Origin of the sequence: Saccharothrix sp. NPDC042600, from assembly GCF_040647305.1 — a bacterium.
Classification (GTDB): Bacteria; Actinomycetota; Actinomycetes; order Mycobacteriales; family Pseudonocardiaceae; genus Actinosynnema; species Actinosynnema mutabilis.
Genome location: NZ_JBEZBW010000068.1, coordinates 26009 through 44909 on the forward strand (window position 1 = coordinate 26009; position 18901 = coordinate 44909).

The 18901-nt window shown below is 72.7% G+C and carries 21 protein-coding genes; 9 read left to right on the plus strand and 12 right to left on the minus strand.

Going from position 1 to position 18901, the window contains the following annotated elements:
- Positions 1–48 precede the first annotated feature (48 nt).
- Positions 49–450, plus strand: a complete 402-nt coding sequence (locus AB0A74_RS30250; RefSeq protein WP_358254727.1) for a DUF6010 family protein — start codon at positions 49–51, stop codon at positions 448–450.
- Here the strand turns inward: AB0A74_RS30250 and AB0A74_RS30255 are convergent.
- Complete coding sequence (locus tag AB0A74_RS30255) at positions 410–967, minus strand: TetR family transcriptional regulator C-terminal domain-containing protein (RefSeq protein WP_358254729.1); 558 nt, start codon at positions 965–967, stop codon at positions 410–412. The two genes, AB0A74_RS30250 and AB0A74_RS30255, sit on opposite strands and share 41 nt — an antisense overlap.
- A gap of 50 nt (positions 968–1017) precedes the next feature.
- On the opposite strand from AB0A74_RS30255, the gene AB0A74_RS30260 reads away from it, so the two are divergent.
- Positions 1018–2304, plus strand: a complete 1287-nt coding sequence (locus AB0A74_RS30260) for an NAD(P)/FAD-dependent oxidoreductase (RefSeq protein ID WP_358254731.1) — start codon at positions 1018–1020, stop codon at positions 2302–2304.
- A 242-nt stretch (positions 2305–2546) separates the two neighbouring features.
- Here the strand turns inward: AB0A74_RS30260 and AB0A74_RS30265 are convergent, their stop codons facing one another.
- On the minus strand, positions 2547–3302 hold the full coding sequence (locus AB0A74_RS30265; protein ID WP_358254733.1) for an NAD(P)H-binding protein: 756 nt from the start codon (positions 3300–3302) through the stop codon (positions 2547–2549).
- 78 nt (positions 3303–3380) lie between these two features.
- Here AB0A74_RS30265 and AB0A74_RS30270 point away from each other — a divergent pair, with 78 nt between their 5' ends.
- Positions 3381–3860: an Rrf2 family transcriptional regulator gene (locus AB0A74_RS30270; protein WP_358254735.1), complete on the plus strand. Its 480-nt coding sequence runs from the start codon at positions 3381–3383 to the stop codon at positions 3858–3860.
- A gap of 61 nt (positions 3861–3921) precedes the next feature.
- Here the strand turns inward: AB0A74_RS30270 and AB0A74_RS30275 are convergent, their stop codons facing one another.
- The 4 genes from AB0A74_RS30275 to AB0A74_RS30290 all read right to left on the minus strand — a co-directional run bounded on the left by AB0A74_RS30275 (position 3922) and on the right by AB0A74_RS30290 (position 7805).
- Positions 3922–4992 carry an ABC transporter permease gene (locus AB0A74_RS30275; RefSeq protein ID WP_358254737.1) on the minus strand — a complete coding sequence of 357 codons (1071 nt, stop codon included), beginning with the start codon at positions 4990–4992 and terminating at the stop codon, positions 3922–3924.
- The gene (locus AB0A74_RS30280; protein ID WP_358254739.1) at positions 4992–5873 is read right to left on the minus strand and encodes an ATP-binding cassette domain-containing protein; all 882 of its coding nucleotides are present in this window, start codon (positions 5871–5873) and stop codon (positions 4992–4994) included. The genes AB0A74_RS30275 and AB0A74_RS30280 overlap by 1 nt, the downstream gene beginning before the upstream one ends.
- Positions 5874–5955: 82 nt before the next feature.
- Complete coding sequence (locus AB0A74_RS30285) at positions 5956–6621, minus strand: response regulator transcription factor (RefSeq protein WP_358254740.1); 666 nt, start codon at positions 6619–6621, stop codon at positions 5956–5958.
- Complete coding sequence (locus AB0A74_RS30290) at positions 6618–7805, minus strand: sensor histidine kinase (RefSeq protein ID WP_358254765.1); 1188 nt, start codon at positions 7803–7805, stop codon at positions 6618–6620. Before AB0A74_RS30290 ends, AB0A74_RS30285 begins: the two co-directional genes overlap by 4 nt.
- Before the next feature lie 311 nt (positions 7806–8116).
- Between AB0A74_RS30290 and rho the strand changes: the two genes are divergently transcribed.
- Positions 8117–9283, plus strand: a complete 1167-nt coding sequence (gene rho / locus AB0A74_RS30295; protein ID WP_358254742.1) for a transcription termination factor Rho — start codon at positions 8117–8119, stop codon at positions 9281–9283.
- Here the strand turns inward: rho and AB0A74_RS30300 are convergent.
- Positions 9267–9770 carry a winged helix-turn-helix domain-containing protein gene (locus AB0A74_RS30300; RefSeq protein WP_358254744.1) on the minus strand — a complete coding sequence of 168 codons (504 nt, stop codon included), beginning with the start codon at positions 9768–9770 and terminating at the stop codon, positions 9267–9269. The genes rho and AB0A74_RS30300 overlap by 17 nt on opposite strands.
- A 58-nt stretch (positions 9771–9828) precedes the next feature.
- On the opposite strand from AB0A74_RS30300, the gene AB0A74_RS30305 reads away from it, so the two are divergent.
- Entirely contained in the window at positions 9829–10761 is a 933-nt protein-coding gene (locus AB0A74_RS30305) for a S41 family peptidase (RefSeq protein WP_358254745.1), read from the plus strand.
- Here the strand turns inward: AB0A74_RS30305 and AB0A74_RS30310 are convergent.
- The 3 genes from AB0A74_RS30310 to AB0A74_RS30320 are packed head-to-tail and all read right to left on the minus strand — an operon-like array spanning position 10758 to position 12621.
- Positions 10758–11726, minus strand: coding sequence for a sigma-70 family RNA polymerase sigma factor (locus AB0A74_RS30310; protein WP_358254747.1), 969 nt, complete (start codon positions 11724–11726; stop codon positions 10758–10760). The genes AB0A74_RS30305 and AB0A74_RS30310 overlap by 4 nt on opposite strands.
- 44 nt (positions 11727–11770) lie before the next feature.
- Positions 11771–12259, minus strand: a complete 489-nt coding sequence (locus AB0A74_RS30315) for a hypothetical protein (RefSeq protein ID WP_358254749.1) — start codon at positions 12257–12259, stop codon at positions 11771–11773.
- 23 nt (positions 12260–12282) lie between these two features.
- Positions 12283–12621, minus strand: a complete 339-nt coding sequence (locus AB0A74_RS30320; RefSeq protein ID WP_358254750.1) for a DoxX family protein — start codon at positions 12619–12621, stop codon at positions 12283–12285.
- 83 nt (positions 12622–12704) lie between these two features.
- Between AB0A74_RS30320 and AB0A74_RS30325 the strand changes: the two genes are divergently transcribed.
- Together AB0A74_RS30325 and AB0A74_RS30330 are read left to right on the plus strand one after the other, a co-directional pair.
- Positions 12705–13598: a LysR family transcriptional regulator gene (locus AB0A74_RS30325; protein WP_358254752.1), complete on the plus strand. Its 894-nt coding sequence runs from the start codon at positions 12705–12707 to the stop codon at positions 13596–13598.
- A 171-nt stretch (positions 13599–13769) separates the two neighbouring features.
- On the plus strand, positions 13770–14378 hold the full coding sequence (locus AB0A74_RS30330) for a DsbA family protein (protein ID WP_358254754.1): 609 nt from the start codon (positions 13770–13772) through the stop codon (positions 14376–14378).
- Here AB0A74_RS30330 and AB0A74_RS30335 read toward each other — a convergent pair.
- Positions 14375–15547 carry an MFS transporter gene (locus AB0A74_RS30335; RefSeq protein WP_358254756.1) on the minus strand — a complete coding sequence of 391 codons (1173 nt, stop codon included), beginning with the start codon at positions 15545–15547 and terminating at the stop codon, positions 14375–14377. The genes AB0A74_RS30330 and AB0A74_RS30335 overlap by 4 nt on opposite strands.
- Positions 15548–15624: 77 nt before the next feature.
- Positions 15625–16113: a MarR family transcriptional regulator gene (locus AB0A74_RS30340; protein WP_358254758.1), complete on the minus strand. Its 489-nt coding sequence runs from the start codon at positions 16111–16113 to the stop codon at positions 15625–15627.
- A 40-nt stretch (positions 16114–16153) separates the two neighbouring features.
- Here AB0A74_RS30340 and AB0A74_RS30345 point away from each other — a divergent pair, with 40 nt between their 5' ends.
- A complete protein-coding gene (locus tag AB0A74_RS30345; protein ID WP_358254760.1) occupies positions 16154–17086 on the plus strand; it encodes a DMT family transporter in 933 nt (310 codons plus the stop codon).
- Between the two features lie 43 nt (positions 17087–17129).
- Positions 17130–18779, plus strand: coding sequence for a cellulose binding domain-containing protein (locus AB0A74_RS30350; protein WP_358254762.1), 1650 nt, complete (start codon positions 17130–17132; stop codon positions 18777–18779).
- Positions 18780–18901 lie beyond the last annotated feature (122 nt).

Sequence of the window (18901 nt, forward strand, 5' to 3'; positions counted from 1 at the left end):
TCCGCCGTGGCACTCCTCGGTGGCGCTCGCCGTTCCTAGGTTCGCCGCATGACCTTTGTGGCCCCGATCCTGATCGGTTTGTTGTTCGTCACGTTGAACTCCCTGATCCCCGAACACCACCGCCGGCCGTTCAACGCCGTCCTGGTCGGCGGCGCCGGAGCCGCTTACCTGAGCGGTGGGGGTTTCGGGGTGTGGGAGTTCGTGTTCACCGCCGTGGCGACTTTCGTGGCGTTCCTCGGGTTGCGGTCGTGGACGTTCATCGGTGTCGCGTGGTTGCTGCACACCGCGTGGGACTTCGCGCACCACGTGAAGGGCAGCCCGATCATCCCGTTCGCGGAGCACTCGTCGTTGGGGTGCGCGATCTGCGACCCGGTGATCGCCCTGTGGTGCTTCGCCGGCGGACCGTCGATCACCCGGTTGCGAGTCCCAGCGCGTCCCACACGCGGCTGAGGACGCGGTCGCGGCGGGCCGGGTCGAGGTCTTCGAAGCCCGCCGTGACCAGGCCGTCGACCACGACGTCGAGGGTGTCGGCGACGACCTCCGGCTCCGCGACGCCCGACCGCCGGACGAGACCGCGCAGGTGCTCGTCCCACCAGGCGTTGAACCCGTCCAGTTCGGCGCGCAGCACGGGTTCGGTCGGCGCGGCGATCAGCAGGGACAGCCAGAACCGGTGCACCCGGTCCCCGGTGTCGGCGACCGCCCACCGGACCAGCGCCCACAGCGGGTCGGGCGCGGCGGCCATCGCGCGTTCGGCCTGGGCGCGGCGGATCGCGAGTTCACGCCGGACGGCGAGGCGGAGCAGGTCGTCGCGGTGGGGGACGTAGTGGGTGACGACGGATGTGGACGCGCCCAGGTGGTCGGCGACGGCGCGGATGGTGACGGCGGCGAAGCCCCGTTCGGCGGCGATCCCGACGACCGCGTCGGTCACGGCGGCGAGGCGGGCGGCGTGGTCTACCTGGCGGGGCACGGCCGGGAGCCTACCTTGTCATGCAACGGACGTTGTGCAACGCTCGTTGCATGAAGGTCGTCGTGGTGGGGGCGGGGTTCGCGGGCTTGACGGCGGCGCGCGAGTTGGCGCGGGCGGGCGTGGAGGTGACCGTCCTGGAGTCGGCCGACCGGGTGGGCGGACGCGCGTCGACCGTGCTGTCGGCCCTCGGTTCGGCCGTGGACCTGGGCGGGATGTGGCTGGGTCCCGGGCACACCGAACTGTCCGCCTTGGCCGCCGAGCACGGCGTCTCCACGTTCCCGACGCCCACCGCCGGAAAGCGCCTGATCCTCGACGGCGACCGCCCGACCCGGGCGTGGCTCCCCCTGCTCGTGACCGGCGCGGCCCTGCTCCGCCTGTCCCTGCCCACTTCCGACGACCGCACCACCATCGCGGACTGGTTGACCCGCCTGCCCGGTGCGGCCGCCCGCCGCCTGGTGGAGGTCGTGGTGGCCGAGGCGATCGCGGCGGACGTCGACCAGGTGACCAGGCGGGCGTGGGCGTCGGCGGTCAGGTCGTCCGGCGGCCTGCGCTCGATGCTCGGCACGGCCCAGGCGTCCCTGATCACCGGCGGCGCGGGCGCCCTGGCCGAACGCCTCGCCCGCCCCCTGGACGTCCACCTGTCCCGCCCGGCCACGGCGATCACCCGCACGCCGACGTCGGTGGTGATCACCACCCACACCGGCCCGCTCACCGCCGACCACGCGATCATCGCCGTGCCACCACCGGTGTCCGCCCACATCCACCACACCCCGCCGCTGCCGCCGAGCCGCGCGGAGGTGGAGCGCGGCACCACGATGGGCACGATCTACAAGGCGATCGCCGTCTACGAGCGCCCGTTCTGGCGCGACGCGGGCCTGAGCGGCGAGGTGATCGCCCTGACCGGCCCGGTGCCCGCCGTCTTCGACGTCTCCCCGCCGAACGGCCCGGACGGTTCGGGCGGCCCGGGCGGTCCGGGCCACTTGGGCGGCCCGGGCCACCTGGGCTTCCTGGTCCCGGGCCGCCGCGCGAAGCACCTGGCGAGCCTGTCCGCGGCCGACCGCCGGGCCGCCGTCCTGCGCATCGCCGCGACCGCCTTCGGACCGGCGGCCCTGACCCCGGTCGACTGGCACGAGAAGTCCTGGCACGAGGACCCGCACGTGCTGGGCGGCTACTCGGCGCTGCCCCACCCCGGCGGGTACGCGGCCACCCGGCACCCGCCGACGCCCGCCGGCCGCGTGCACTGGGCGGGCACCGAGACGTCCGACGCGTGGCCCGGCTACCTCGAAGGCGCGATCCGCTCGGGCCGGCGGGCCGCCCGGGAAGTGCTCACCGCCTGAACCGGTCCGGCTGCCTCACGGCCCATCGGCCAAACTCATCGGCCCGGACCCGTCGGCCCAGACCCGCCGGCCCGGACCCGCCGGCCCGGACCCGTCGGGCAGGCCGTCGCGCCGAGGTCGCCCTGTGGCCCGCGCGACCTCTCCATACACGGGACGCCGGACCGGCCGATCGGTTCCCGATCCTGCATGTCACTCGATCGGTTGATCCACGGCCGGCCCACCCCGCATCCCGTTCTACCAGGTCACGCGCCCGCCGGCCGCTGCGTGGCCAACCACTGCTCGAAAGTGGTCGGCGCGATCCGCGCCCCCGGCCCCGGCAGCAGGGCGTTCCCGCTCATCTCCAGCCCGAACACCCCGTCCCACGTCGGCACGAGCCGAACCTCCCGCCCCACGGCCCGGTGCGTCCGCCGGGCCATGTCCACCAGGTCGTGGCGGTCGGGGCCGGCCAGGCCGGGGTGCAGGCCCAGGGGGTCGCCCGCCGCCACCTCGGCCAGGAACTCGGCCACGTCCGCGGGCGCGACCGGCTGCACCAGCAGCGGCGCGATGGTCGCCACCCCGTCCCGCTCGGTCCAGGCCGTCACCATCGCCGCGAAGTCGTGGAACTGCGTCGCGGGCACGATGGTCCACGGCACCCCGCCCTCCCGGACCAGCCGCTCCTGCTCGCGCTTGCCGTAGTAGTGCGCGTTGCCCTCGATGCCGTGGATGCCCACGATCGACAGCAGCACGTGGTGGCGCACGCCCGCCCGCCGTTCGGCGTCGAGCAGGTTCGTGGTGGCGGTGGCGAAGTACTCGACCAGCGCCGCACGGTCCAGAGTCGGGCCGTTGGTCGCGTCGATCACCGCGTCCACACCGGTCAGTGCCGCGTCCAGGCCCTGACCGGTGATCAGGTCCACCCCCAGCCCCCGGCTGATCCCCACGACCTCGTGCCCGGCGCGCTCCAGCACGGCCACGGTCAGTGCCCCGATGTTGCCGGTCGCCCCGGCGACTGCGATCCGCATGAGTCCATCCCCTCTCGGTGTGCCCGGAACACTATCTCGGACTAAAAAGATCCGCAATATCTGCGATACACTCCACCCGTGAAGCTGCCGGTGAGCACCGAATGGCTGTTGCACTGCGCCACCACGCTGGCGCAGCTGGAACCGGGCGCCACGGCGTCGGCGGCGCAGCTCGCCGAGTACTACGACCTGCCCGCGCCCTACCTGGCCAAACAACTCCAGGCCCTGGTCAGGGCGGGCGTCCTGGCGGCCACGACCGGGCCGCGCGGCGGGTTCCGGCTCGGCCGACCCGCGTCCGACATCACGTTGCTGCACATCGTCGAGGCCGTCGACGGCGCGGCCTCGCCCTACGAGTGCCAGGAGATCCGGCAACGCGGCAAGGGCGCGCTGCCCGCCGAGGACTGCCGCGACACCTGCATCCTCGCCCGCAAGATGGCCGACGCGCACGAAGCGTGGAAGCAGAGCCTGGCCGCGGTCTCCCTCGCCGACATCCTGGCCGAACTGCCCCCGACCGCCCCGGCCCGCACCCGCTCCCGCATCGCCCTCACCGGCCGCAGGTAGCCGGCGGAAAAGAGAAGGCGCCGGCGCGGGAAGTCCGCGCCGGCGCGATCCGGAAACCGCCCTACTCCTCCCGCGCCCACGCCTTCTTCAACGCGAGCTTGCCGCCGGTGTGCAGCAGGGAGCCCGAGTAGATCCGGCTCGCCAGCAGCACGACCAGCACGACCGTCCCCGCCAGCAACCCCATCGCCAGCAACGCCTCCCACGCCGCCGCTTGCTGCGCGAACATCCGCACCGGCATCGCGATCGCCGACGTGAACGGCACGTACGACAGCACGTGCAACACGGTCGCGTCGTCGGAGAAGGTCATCACCCCGAAGTACGGTCCGATCACCAACATCACCACCAACCCCATGCTGGAACCCAGGTCCTCCTGCCGGCTGACCACCGACCCGGCGACCGCCCACATCCCGGCCAGCAGCAGGAACCCCAGCACCAGGAACGGCACGAACCACCCCAGCGCCGGCGCCACCACCGCCAACAGTTCCTGGTGCCCGCCCAGCCGCAACGCGATCGGCGCCAGCACGGCCAGCACCACCGCCTGCGCGAGCGTCAACACCGTGTGCCCCACGATCTTGCCCGCCAGCAACGCCCGCACCGGCACCGTGGCCACCAGGATCTCCACGATCCGGGTCTGCTTCTCCACCACCGTGCTGGTCGCGATCGCCGCGCCGCCCATGCCGAAGATCAGGAACACCACCGCGAACACCATGACCGTGACCGTCTTCTGCCCCTGCCCCACCGCCTGCGGGTCGAGCAGCTCGACCCGGGGCGCGGTGCGCAGCGCGGCCACCACGTCGGTCGGCGGGTCGTCCAGCGCCAGCACCTTCACGCCGTCGCCCGACGGCACGACCGCCGCCTCCACCTCCTCCGACCGCACCAGGGCCGAAGCGGCGTCCACATCGGACACCGTCCGCACTTCCAGGTCACTGCCCGCCAACGCCTCCGCCGCCGCCGTGCCCACGGCCGCGACCTTCGTCCGATCGCCGCCGAACACCGTCGGCAGGATCGACATCGCGAACAACCCCAGCACGATCACCGCGAAGCCGATCCAGAAACCCTTGGTGCGCACCAGGGTCTTGACCTCGCGCTCGGCCACCAGCCGCGTCGCGCTCACGAACCGCCGCCGGTCCATCAGATCGCCTCCATGAAGATCTCTTCGAGCGTGGGCACGACGGGGGTGAAGCCGCGGACGGTTCCCTTGCGCAGCGCGGCGTCCAGCACGACCTGGTCCGCGCCCTCGTCGTCGACCTCGAACACCGCCCGCGGCCCGTCCACGTCCACCACGCGCACCCCGGGCACGTCCCGTACCCACCCGGCGTCCCCGGCGACCACGACCTCGAACCGCGTGGTCCCGTGCCGGGCGCGCAGCTCGTCGCGGGCGCCCGCGGCGGCGATCCGGCCGCCGGAGATGATCACCACGTCGTCGCACAGCCGTTCCACCACCGACAGCTGGTGGCTGGAGAACAACACCGGCACCCCGCCCGCGGCCCGCTCGCGCAGCACGCCCAGCACGGTCTCCACGGCGATCGGGTCCAGGCCGGAGAACGGCTCGTCCAGGATCAGCAGCACCGGGTCGTGCACCAGCGCGGCGGCGACCTGCGCGCGTTGCTGGTTGCCCAGCGACAGCTCCTCCAGCCTGTCCTTGGCCCGCCCGTCGAGCTCCAACTGCTCCAGCAGGCGCGCGGTGTTGCGGCGCGCGGTGGCCTGGTCGAGCCCGTGCAGCTGGCCCAGCCACGCGATCTGCTCGGCCACGCCCATCTTCGGGTAGAGGCCGCGCTCCTCGGGCATGTACCCGAACCGCTGCCGCACCTCGCCGGTCACCGGCGCGCCGTCCCAGCGGACGGCGCCGCCGTGCGCGGCGAGCACCCCGAGCACGATGCGCATGGTGGTGGTCTTGCCGGACCCGTTCGCCCCCAGGAACCCGGTCATCCGCCCGGGACGGACCTCGAACGACACGTCGTCGAGGACCCGGTGATCGCCGAAGCTCCGGCTGATCGACGTCACTGTCAACATGACCGCAACGCTATGCGCCGCGCCGCCGCCGCACGTCCGGCGCGAGATCGACTCCGGGGGTCCTCCGCGAGGAGGACCCCGCTCACGCCTGGCCGGGCGCGACGATCCCGTGCTCGTAGGCGAACACCACGGCGTGCGTGCGGTCCCGCAGCCCCAGCTTGGCCAGGATGCGCGACACGTGCGTCTTCACCGTCGTCTCCCCCAGGTACAGCGCCGCCGCGATCTCGGCGTTGCTCGCGCCGCGCGCCAGGTGCACCAGCACCTCGAACTCGCGGTCGGTCAGCGCCGACGGCCGGGCGGCGGGCGTGGCGACCGACGGCGCGGTGAACCGGGCGATCACCCGGCGCGTCACCTCCGGCGACAGCAGGGCGTCGCCCCGCGCCACCACCCGCACGGCGTCCACCAGGTCCTCGGGCGAGGAGTTCTTCAGCAGGAACCCGCTGGCCCCGGCCCGCAGCGCCTCGAACAGGTAGTCCTCGCGGTCGAACGTCGTCAGGATCACGACCCTGATCGGGCTGTCGGCCCCGCTGGGTCCCAAGATGCGCCGGGTGGCCTCCAGGCCGTCCACGCCGGGCATCTGGACGTCCATCAGCACCACGTCCGGCCGCAGCCGCCCGACCACCTCGACCGCCTCCAGGCCGTCGCGCGCCTCGCCGACGACCTCGACGCCCTCCTCCGTCCCGAGGATGACCCGGAACCCCGCCCGCACCAGGTCCTGGTCGTCCACGAGCACCACGCGCACCGTCATGCCGGGAACCTCGCCCGCACCAGGTACCCGCCGTCGCGGCGCGGTCCCACCTCCAGCGAACCGCCGTGCACGGCGACGCGCTCCCGCATGCCCACCAACCCGAAACCCCCGCCCTCGGTCGTCGAGGCGCCCCGGCCGTCGTCGGCCACCTCGACCTCCAGCTCCTTCTCCAGGAAGCGGACCCGCACGTCCGCGGCGCCCGCCCCCGCGTGCTTCACGACGTTGGTCAACGCCTCCTGCACGATCCGGTACGCCGACAGCGCCACGCCCTCCGGCACCGGCCGCGGGTCCCCGTACGTGCCGTGCGCCACCTTCAACCCCGCGGAGCGGGCCATCTCCACCAGCTCCGGCACCTGGTCCAGGCCCGGCGAGGACGTCTGGCCGGCCGGTTCGCCCAGCACCGGCTCCGCCGGTTCGGCCCGCAGCACGCCCAGCAGCCCGCGCAGCTCCCCGATCGCGGTCCGGGCGGTGTCCTCCACGGTGCGCAGCGTCGAGCGCGCCAGCTCGACGTCCCGGTCCAGCACCCGCCGCGCCGCGCCCGCCTGCACGCCCATCACCGACACGTGGTGCGCCACCACGTCGTGCAGGTCACGCGCGATGCGCACGCGTTCGGCGACGACCGCGCCGCGCATGTTCTGCTCCTGCGACTGCCGCAGCTCCTCCGCCCGGTGCTCCAGCTCCTCCTTGCGCCGCGCGGACAGCCACGCCGTGCCGCCGAAGTAGTAGGCGGACAGGAAGAACAGCACGTTGAACGCGACCCCGTAAAGCACCGAGGCCAGCACCGGGTCCAGCGGCCCGGCCGCGCCCTCGAACGGCGGCGGCTCCGGCCGCAGCATGAACCGCGCCAGGTTGAACCCCAGCCACCCGAACATGACCACGATGACGCCGATGCGCGCCACCCGTGCCCGCCCGCGGTCCTGGCTCCACGCGCCGACCGTGTAGATCGCGATGAACAGGGCCATCGACGGCACGAGGTTGTCCGCGACCTGCCGCGACTGCCCCGCGAGGAACGCCACGCTGACCGCCACCAGCACCGTCATCGGGAACCGCCGCCGCACCGCGAGGGGCAGGCTGACCGCCGCGCCCCACAGCAGGTGCTCGACCAGCGAGGGGCCCGTCACGTTGTGCGCGTACGCGCCCATGCTGCGCACCAGCAGGCTCACCGCGCCCGCGCCGGCCAGCATGGCGACGGCCAGCCACACGTCGTGGCGGCGCTGCGCGGCGGTCGGTCCGGGTCGGCGCCAGTGGCTCCACGCGTCGGGGGTCCTCACGGTGCGGAACGGTAACCGATGTTGCCGGCGCGCGGACCGTGCGGTACGGTGGTGGAGTCCACCCAGCGGATGTTGGCCCAGCCTCCCGCGGGACGATCTCCACCAAGGCTAGAACCCCCAGTGCGGTTCCCCACAGTGCGGTTCCCCGCAGCGTGGCTCCTCACAACGTGGCTCCCACAGCATGGCTCCCCACAGCGTGGTTCGCCTTCCACCTCCGCGCCGCAGTGCGCGCCTCTGTCCGGAAAGGACACACCACCATGACCGCAACCCTTACCAGCAAACACGAAACCGAGCCGCGGACGCCCGTCGCCGGCGTGCTCGACATCCACCAGGACACCGCCTACCTGCGCACGACCGGGTACACGCCCGGTCCCGCGGACGTGGTCGTCCCGCAGGCGGTGCTGCGCCGCCACGGCCTGCGCCGCGGCGACCTGGTGGCCGGCGCGGCCGGCGCGCCCACCGGCAGGCAGAAGCTCCCACCGCTGGTCGAGGTCGCCTCGGTCAACGGCGAGGACCCCGGGAAGGCGTTGCGCCGCCCCGCTTTCGCCGACCTGGTGCCGCTGCACCCGACCGAACGGCTGCGCCTGGAGCACGACCCGCACGACCTCACCACCCGCGTGATCGACCTGGTGATGCCGGTCGGCAAGGGCCAGCGCGCCCTCGTCGTAGCACCGCCCAAAGCGGGCAAGACCTCTGTGCTGCAAGCGATCGCGCGCGCCATCAGCCGCAACAACCCCGAGTGCCACCTGATCGTCGTGCTCGTCGGCGAACGGCCCGAGGAGGTCACCGACATCCAGCGGTCCGTGCCGGGCGAGGTGGTGGCGTCCACGTTCGACTGCACGCCCGCCGAGCACATCGCGTCCGCGGAACTCGCGATCGAACGGGCGAAGCGGCTGGTCGAGGCCGGGCAGGACGTCGTGGTGCTGCTCGACTCGCTGACCCGCCTGGGCCGCGCCTACAACCTCGCCGCCCCGTCGCACGACCGCATCCTCACCGGCGGCATCAGCTCCAGCGCCCTGACCCCGCCCAAGCGCTTCCTCGGCGCGGCGCGCAACATCGAGGGCGGCGGCTCGCTGACCATCTTCGCGACCGCGTTGGTGGAGACCGGTTCGGCGGGCGACACGGTGATCTTCGAGGAGTACAAGGGCACCGGCAACGCCGAGCTGAAGCTGGACCGCAAGACCGCCGCGCGCCGCGTGTTCCCCGCGGTGGACGTGGACCAGTCCAGCACGCGCAAGGACGAACTCCTGCTGTCCCCGCAGGAGTTGGCCGTGACCCGCACCCTGCGCCGGGTGCTGGAGGGCCGCGACGCGATGGACGTCCTGCTCGACGGCCTGCGCAAGACCCGCACCAACGCCGAGTTCCTGGCCCAGCTCAGCCGCCCGGCGTGACACCGGGCTGCCGGTACAGGGCGACCAGCACGCCGTGCACGGCCTCGCCCTCCCCCGCGTCCCGCGCTCCGTCCACGACCTCCCGCAACGCCTCCGCCATCCGCGCCGCGACCTCCGGGGTCAGCCGCAGGTGGCGCAGGACGACCAGCGGCTGCTCCGCCGCCCGCGACACCTCCTCCGCGACCGCGCCGAAGACCGCCTGGGTGTGCTCGGCCGGCGAACTGGTGTAGGACATCCGCTTCGCCGCGCGCTGGTAGTACTGCTCGGTCCCGCCGCGCACCTGCCGCGTCTCGACCACGCGCACCAGCCCGGCCTCGCGCAGCACCTTCAGGTGGTGGCCGACGTTGCCCTTCCGCGCGTCCAGCGACACCGCGAGCTGGCTGATCGTCGCGGGTTCACGGCCCAGCGCGAAGAGCAGGCGTTGGCGCAGCGGGTGCGACAGCGCCTTGAACTGCTCGGGGCTGCCGATCTCCAACCAGTCGTCCACGGAAGAAAGTGTCTAACTCTCTTGACGCTTTCGCAAGCCCGCTGATCTACTCCCCGCCATGGACACCACGTCGATCGTCACCCGGACCCGCGAGCTGCTGGTCGAGCACTACGTCTTCCCCGACGTCGCCGCACGGCTCGACGCCTTCCTGGCCGGCCGCACCGACCACTACGCCGCCGCGACGACGCCCGAGGAGCTGGGCAAGCTCGTCACCGAGGACCTCCAGTCGGTCAACGGGGACCGGCACCTGCGGCTCAAGCACCACGTCGACGAGGTGCCCGAGGGCGACGACGCGGCCTCCGAGCACCAGATCCGCCGCGAGTTCGACCTGGCGATGGGCGGCGTGCCGGGCCTGCGGCGGCTGACCGGCGGGGTGGCGCACCTGGAACTGGCGCCCTACCTGTTCCCGGTCGGGATGTGCGCCGACGTGGTGGCCGCCGCGTTCACGCTGGTCTCACGGGCGGAAGCGCTCATCATCGACCTGCGGCGAAACCGCGGCGGCGACCCGCACACCGTCGCCCTGGTGTGCAGCCACCTCCTGGCCGAGCCCACGCACCTGAACACCATGTACCACCGCGAGGACGAGTCCTACCACCAGTTCTGGAGCTCGCCGGTGGTGCCGGGGACCCGGTTCGACCCCACGAAGCCGGTGTACGTGCTGACCAGCGCGGTGACGTTCTCGGCGGCCGAGGAGCTGTCCTACGACCTGCAACAGCTCAAGCGCGCCACCGTCGTCGGCGAGACGACCGGCGGCGGCGCGCACCCGCGCCGGGGCTTCACCGTGCACCCGCACCTGGAGGCCACCATCCCCACCGCCCGCGCGATCAACCCCGTGTCCGGCACCAACTGGGAGCTGGTCGGGGTGCGGCCGGACATCGCCGTGCCCGCCGACGAGGCCCTGGACCGCGCGCACCGCGAGGCCCTGGCGGAGTTGGACCGCCGTGGCGGTGACTCGCCGTCACTGGCCGAGGCGCGCCGGGCGCTCGCCTAACCCGCCCACGCCAGCAGCGGCTCGTGCCGTTCGGGGGCGCGCAGGGCGGCCATGGCCTGGCGTTCGAGCTGGCGGATGCGTTCACGGGTGACGCCGACGCGGTCCGCGACCTGTTGCAGCGTGCACGGGTCGCCGCCGTGCAGGCCGTAGCGCAGCGTGATGATGAGCGCTTCGCGCGGCGGCAGGGTGTCCACCAGGGCCCGCAACTCCTCGGCCAGCGCCCGGTGTTCGGCGACCTCCGGCGCGGACAGCACGTCGGTGTCCTGGATGAGGTCGGCGACGCGGGTCTCGCCGTCGTCGCCGACCGGGGTGTCCAGGCTGATCGCCTCCCGGCCGATCCGACGCAGGTCGGCGACCCGTTCGGGGGTCGTCCCGGCCGCCTCGGCGAGGTCCTCGACGGTCGGGTCGCGACCCAGGCTCAGGTGCAGCTTGCGCTCCAGCTTGCCCAGCCTGCCGATCTCCTCGACCACGTGCACGGGCAGCCGGACGGTGCGGGTGTGCGTGGCGATGGCCCGTTCGACGGCCTGCCGGATCCACCAGGTCGCGTAGGTGGAGAACTTGTAGCCCTTGGCGTAGTCGAACTTCTCCACCGCGTGCATCAGCCCCAGGTTGCCCTCCTGGACCAGGTCCAGCAGCGGCAGGCCGCGGTGGTAGTGCTTCTTCGCCACCGACACCACCAGGCGCAGGTTGGCGCGGATCATGTGGTCCATCGCGGCCTGGCCCTCGCGGACGAGGGTCTCCAGGTCGCGGCGGCGTTCGGGCGGCAGGTCGCCGCGGTCGGCCTGGCTGCCGCCGTCGCGGCGGAGCAGTTCCTCCGCGTACACCCCGGCCTCGATGCGCTTGGCCAGGACGACCTCCTGCGCGGCGTCGAGCAGGGGCGTCGCGGAGATCTGCCGCAGGTACTGACGCACCAGGTCCGGTTCGTCGTCGCGTTCGGCGGGCTCGGCACGCCGGTGCCGTGTCATCGTCGGTCACCTCCCACGACTGGGGTAACCGCGTCGGCTGGGAGTCACACCGTCCGGATGTGGTGCGCGGCCCACACCTCGCTCGCGTCGTGGTGGGACTCGACCCCGGCGAAGAACGCGTCGGCCACCCGCTCGAACTCGGCGTCGTCACCGTCGAAGCCCTGGAACTCAGGGCTGAACACCGCGAACCCGCCGGGCTGGTCGGCCGGCCGGTAGAGCACGGCGATCGTGAGCGAGCGCGGCGCGAGCCCGTACTCGACGGCCTCGACCAGCAGCGCGTCGACCGGACCCGACTCCTTGTGCACGTAGGCGTCCACGACCATCACCGCCCGGGTGGCGCCTTGTTCGTTGTCCTCCAACGCCCGTTGCGCGGCCCGCGCGCCCTCGGCGATGTCGTCCGCGACCATCCGCTCCAGGAACCGTTCACCCTGTGGGTTCTCGTAGGCGAAGATCGGGATCAGCGTCTCGCCCTCGGAGACGCTCCAGATGCCATGGGCGGCGAGGAAACCTGCCATCGACGCGGTTTCGATCATCGGGGCAGTATGCCAACAGCCCGTCAGGCCGGCACCAGCGACGCCACGGCGAGCCCGAGGAAGGCCGCCGGGTAGGGCAGGTCCCGCCACTGCCGGGCTCGGGCGACCACCCCGACCGCGCCGACGAAGTAGAGCACCAGCCCGACCGCCGCCGCGAGCCCGAGCCACGGCACGACCAGCCCGGCGAGCAGCCCCAGCGCGCCGGCGGTCTTGATCACGCCGAGCGGCACGATCCAGGAGGCCGGCAGGCCATAACTGGCCATGTTCGCCAGCACCCACCGGCTGCGCGCGAAATCGACGCCGGCGGCGGCGAAGTTGGCCACGGCAGTCACGACCGTGACGACGACATAAGCGGTAGACACGCCCAAACCCCCTCTTCTTGTCTCCCTCAACCTTCACCTCCCTTCTCCGCACCGTCCAATAGCAGCTTCTATAACCTGGCGGAATGGACGTGGACACGCGCTTGGTGCGGGCATTCCTGGCGGTCGCCGAGGAGGGCAGCCTGACCCGGGCGGCGGAGCGCCTGTACGTGTCGCAGCCGGCGCTGACCAAGCGGATCCGACGCTTGGAGACCGACCTGTCCGTGCGGCTGTTCACCCGCTCCCGCGAGGGCATGACCCTCACCGAAGCCGGCCGTGCGCTGGCCGACCGGGCTCCCGCCCTGCTGGCCCTGTGCGACGACGTCCTGCGCGACACGAAGGCCACCGCCGGCCGGGCGGCGAAGGTGCTGCGGGTGGGTTTCATCGCCAGCGCCGCGAACGAGGCCACTCCGGACATCATCAAGGCGTTCGGCCGCCGGTGCCCGGGTTGGCGGGTGGAGATGCGCCAAGCGCCCTGGTCGGAGCCGACGGCCGGCCTGTCCACCGGGGAGGTGGACGTCGCCTTGCTGCGCCTGCCGTTCCCCGACCAGGACGCGTACAACGTGCGGGTCCTCCTCACGGAACCCAGGTGCGTGGTCCTGCCGTCCAACCACCGCCTCGCGACCCGGGACACCATCGCGTTCGAGGAGCTGTGGGACGAACCGTTCGTGGCGGCCCCGGCCGAAACCGGCGCGTGGCGCGACTACTGGCTGGGCACCGACCACCGCCCCACGCCACCCAGGATCGGTGCGGTGACCGACCAACCGGACGCCTGGCTGCAAGCGGTGGCCAACGGCTACGGCATAGCCCTGGCCCCGGAATCAGCCACCCGCTTCTACCCCCGCCCCGGCATCACCTACCGCCCGGTGACCGGCGTGAGCCCGACCCGGGTCTGCGTGGCCTGGCCCAAGTCGATCCCCCAGCACCCGGCGGTGCGGGCCTTCGTCGAGTCATGTCCACAATGGACTGATCCGGTGTGAGCCACGCGCTGACCACGACGTTCAGCCCGGGCCGCCCTGCCGGCGTCCGCCCGTACACCGTCCGCTCCGGCCGCGACGAGATTGGCCCAAGAAGTGGTGCGCGATTTGGCTCTCAAAGAGGAGCCAAACTCCACTTAGGGTTCGGGACACCGACGAACGAGGAGCAGTGAAGTGACGACAGTGGACCTCTGGTTCGATCCCGTGTGCCCCTGGGCGTGGGTCGCCTCCAGGTGGGTGCTCGAAGTCGAACGGGTCCGGCCGGTTCGGGTCGGGTTCCGGGTGTTCAGCCTCGCCCTGCACAACGAGGGCCGCGAGGTCGATCCCTGGTACCGCCAGTGGCTCGACGCGCGGTGGGGTCCCGCCCGGGTCGTGGCCGCCGCCGAGCGGGCCTACGGCGAAGAAGTGGTCCGCGACCTCTACACCGCGTTCGGCACGCGCATCCACCTCGACAAGCACCCCGTGGACGAAGCCCTCAACCGGGCCGCGCTCGACGCGGTCGGCCTGCCCACCGCGCTCGCCGACGCCGCCCACCGCACCGACCTGGACGACCTCCTCCGCGAGGCCAACCGGCAGGCGCTCGAACCGCTCGCGGAAGACCTCGGCGTCCCCGCCCTGCACATCCGCGGCGACGACGGCACGGTCAACGCCTTCTTCGGCCCGGTCCTCAGCCCGGCCCCGCAGGGCGAAGCCGCCGGCCGCCTCTGGGACGGCATCACCCTGCTCGCCGCCACCGACGGCTTCTTCGAACTCAAACGCGGCCGGACGCGCAAGCCCGTCTAACGCTCCGACCGCCACACCATCCCCGCCGGCACCAACGACAGCAGCGTGATCCCGCCGAACACCGCCGCAGCCCCGGGCAGACCCGCGAACCCCAAGCCGATCCCGCCCGCCGCCGCGCCCGCGAACGTGCCCAGGTTGACCGCCGCCCCCATCACGCCCAGCGCCGTCCCCCGCGCCTCGCCGCTGTGCCGGACCATCAACGTGATCACGCACGCCGCCGTCGCCGAGTGGCACAACCCGAGGACACCGGTCAGCACGACGGCCACCGGCAGCAGCACCGTGAAGTAGATCGCCACGATCGCCACCAAGGACACCGCCAACGACCAGAACATCACATGGTGCGCCCGCGCACGCCCCGACCCGACAACCCGCCCGGCGATGAGGTTGCCGAAGAAGTACGTGCCCCCGCTCAACGTCCACACCAGGGCGAACGCGCTGGGCGACAACCCGAACCGGGCGTCGTAGATCACCGCCAGGTAGGACAGGTACCCCATGAACGCGGCCGTCCGCAGCAACGCCACCGCCAGCAACGGCCGCAAGCCCCGCAACGCCCGGTACGACGCCAGGTACCCCAGCGTCGAGGTCGGCAGCACCCGTCCGGGCCGCACCCAGAACACCGCCGCCAACGCCAGCGCCAGCACCGCCGTCATCACCAGGTCGCCGCGCCACCCCCACACCAGCGCGGGCAACGCGACCACCGGCGCGGCCAGCATCACGGTGAGCGCGCCGGTGGCGGTGACCAGGGTCGCCGCGCGCCCGGCGGCCGGTCCGTCGCCGAACCGGTCGGCCGCCGACGCGGTCAGCGCCGGGTGCACCACCGCCATCGCCGCGCCCACCAGGGCGCAGAACACCGCCATCGCCACGAACTGCCCCAGCGCGCCCACCAGCGACGCCACGGCCAGCGCGACCAGCCCGAGCGCCGCCGCCCGCAGCCGGGCCACCCGGTCCAGCAGGGGCGCGAGCACCGCGCCGGCCGCGAGCGCGGCGAGGCCGCCGAGCCCGCGCAACCCGCCCAGGACGGCCGCGCTGGTGTCGGCATCGCGCGCGATGCGGACCAGGAACGTGCCGAACACCGTGTACGGCAGCAGCGACACCGAGGAGGCCAGCATCAACGGCCACAGCCGGCGCGCCATCCGCAGGTCCCCGGGCACCTCGACCGCGACGCTCACCGACCACTCCCCCCAAGAGTCGGGAGAATATTCGCATAGCTCACGATCTCGGGAGCGGGTTTCCACGCGGTGGGACCTCAGCCCTCGAAGTGCCGCAGCCAGTCCCCCAGGATGCGCTCCAGCGCACGGGCGTCCCGCGGCTCGACCAGGTCCAGCAGCCGCCGCTCGTTGGCCATGTGCTCGGTGAACGCGGTGTCGATCACCCGCAGCCCCGCCTCGGTCAGCGCGACCACCCGCCGCCGCCCGTCGGACCCCTCGGACCGGCGCGTGACCAGGCCGTCGCGTTCGAGCCGGTCGATGCGCTTGGTGATCGCCCCCGTGGTGACCATGGTGTGCTGGGCCAACTCGCCCGGCGCGCGCTCGTAGGGCGCGCCCGCCCGGCGCAGGGCCGCGAGGACGTCGAACTCGCCTTCGCCCAGCCCGTGCCGCCGGTAGACGACCGCCAGCTGCTCGGTCAGCACGGCGGCGAGCCGGTGCAGGCGGCCGATGACGCCCTGCGGCGAGACGTCCACGTCGGGGCGTTCCCGCGCCCATTCCGCCTGGATGCGGGCCACGCGATCGGTCACCCGCGCCACTATACCTTCCACGGAAGCTATATTGTCTTCCGTGGAAGCTACTTCCCGGTGGGCCGCGGTCACGGCCGTCGCGCCGATCGCCTGGGGCTCGACCTACTACGTCACCCACCACTACCTGCCCGCCGACCAGCTGCTGTGGGGCTCGGCGCTGCGCGCGCTGCCCGCCGGGCTCCTCCTGCTCGCCGTGCGCCGCGAACCGCCGCGCGGCGACTGGTGGTGGCGCTCGCTCGTGCTGGGGACGCTGAACATGGGCGCGTTCTTCGCCCTGGTCTACCTGTCCGCCCAACTCCTGCCGACGAGCCTGGCGGCCACGGTCATGGCGCTCTCCCCGGCGGCGATGATGGCGTTGGCGTGGGTCGCGCTGGCGGAACGGCCGCACGCCCTGTCCGTCACCGGCGCGGTGGTGGGGATCGGCGGCGTGGTCCTGGTGTTCGCGGCGGGCATCGACTCGTTCGACCCGCTCGGGCTGACCGCCGCCGGCGCGGCCATGCTGATGTCCGCGTTCGGGCACGTGCTGACCAAGAAGTGGGGCGCGACGGCCAACGTCCTGTCGGTCACGTCGTGGCAACTCGTCGCGGGCGGACTCGTCCTGCTCGTCGCCGCGCTGGCCGTGGAAGGCCCGCCCCCGGCGGCGACGCCCTCGAACGCCCCCGCGTTCGCTTACGTGGCCGTGGTCGCCACGGCGGTCGCGTTCGCCGCGTGGTTCACCGGTCTGCGGCACCTCGACGCGGGCGCGGTGGGGTTGATCGGGCTGCTGAACCCGGTGACCGGCGTCCTGCTCGGCATGGTCGTGGCCGGCGAACTCCTCACCGCGCACCAGTTCGTCGGTCTGGCGCTCGTGCTGCTCGGCGTGCTGCTGGGCCAACCCGGGGTCCGCCGCCTTTTCACGCACGTGAAAGGCGGTGGGGTTTCGTTGACGCGCGATCGGGCTGCCGCCTATAAAGGTCCGGACCAACGGGTGTAAGCCGCGACACTCGAAGCCCCTTGCCCGCGAAGGGTTCTTCAGCATGCGCACACGTCTGTCGGTTCTGGGTGCCGTCGCGTTCTGCACAGCCGCGACCACCAGCGCCTCCGCCGAGGCCGCGAGCCTGTCCGCCGCGTTCAGCCAGGAATCGGTGTGGAGTTCGGGCTACGGCGGCAAGTACACGATCACCAACACCGGCACCTCGGAGAGCACCGGCTGGACCGTCGAGTTCGACCTGCCCGCCGGGTCGAGCGTGTCCAGTTCGTGGAGTTCGGTGCTCACCCGCTCCGGCCGGCACTACAAGTTCACCAACGCCTCCCACAACGGCCGCGTCGCGCCCGGCGGCACGGCGAGCTTCGGCTTCAACGTCGCCGGGTCCGGTCTGCCGACCGGCTGCACCGTCAACGGCGCGCCCTGCTCGGGCGGCGGCCCGGCCCCGGACACCCAGGCCCCGACCGCCCCCGGCGGACTCGCGGCCACCGGGGTCACGACCGGTTCGATCTCGTTGTCCTGGAACGCTTCCACCGACAACGTGGGCGTCACCGACTACCAGGTCCTCGACGGCACGACCGTGGTCACGACCGCCACCACGACCAGCGCCACCGTCACCGGACTGGCCGCCGGCACCACGTACACGTTCACCGTCAGGGCCCGCGACGCGGCGGGCAACACCTCGGCGGCGAGCGCGCCGGTCACCGCGACCACCAGCACCTCCAACGGGTCCACAGTGGACGTCTCCACCGCCGCGCAGCTCCAAGCGGCGTTGGCGAACGCCGTGCCGGGCCAGACGATCCGCCTCGCCGCCGGCGTCTACCGCGGCGCGTTCGCCGCCACCCGACCGGGCACCGCGTCCGCGCCCATCACGCTCACCGGCCCGACCGACGCCGTCCTGGTCAACGACGGCCCCTCGGGCACCGCGCCGAGCTGCCCCGCCCCCACCCCGGGCTGGGACCCCGGCTACGGCCTGTGGCTGCACGACGCCCCGCACTGGAACCTGACCGGGTTCACCGTGCGGGAGTCGAAGAAGGGCATCGTCGCCGACAACTCACACCACACCACCATCTCCGGCGTGTCGGTGCACCACGTGGACGAGGAGGCGGTGCACTTCCGCCGGTCCTCGGCCGACAGCGTCGTCCGCGACTCCACCATCACCGACACCGGGCTGGTGCAGCCCGGTTACGGCGAGGGCGTCTACATCGGCTCGGCGGGCTCGAACTGGTCCTGCCACGGCAACTCCGGCGGTGTGGACCGCAGCGATCGCGTGCAGGTGCTGGACAACCGGATCGGGCCGAACATCGCCGCCGAGCCGATCGACGTCAAGGAAGGCACGTCCGACGGCGTGATCCGCGGCAACACGTTCGACGGCCGGGGCATCTCCGGCCAGAACTCGGCGGACTCGTGGGTGGACGTGAAGGGCATGCGCTACACCATCGAGGACAACACCGGCACCTTCACCTCGCCCGGCACGTTCGCCAACGGCTACGAGACGCACAACCCGTCCACCACGCCGTCGTTCCCCAACGGGTGCGGGAACGTGTGGCGCGGCAACCGGTCCGACCTCGGCGGGGTCGGCCAGTACGCGATCAGGATCACGTCCACGTCCAAGTGCTCCGGCCTGCCGAACGTGGTCCACGCGTCCAACACGGTCACCCGCGCGACCGTCGGGCTGACCAACGTCCCGGTCACACCGTGACCTCGGCGGCCGGCCGGTCCCGGTCGACCGATGTTGACGTGCGGCTTCGTCCGCTCGAACTTCGCCTTCGCCACTGGATTGTCCTCCTGGACTTCTGTTGCTGTGCCGAGCGGGTGTGGTTC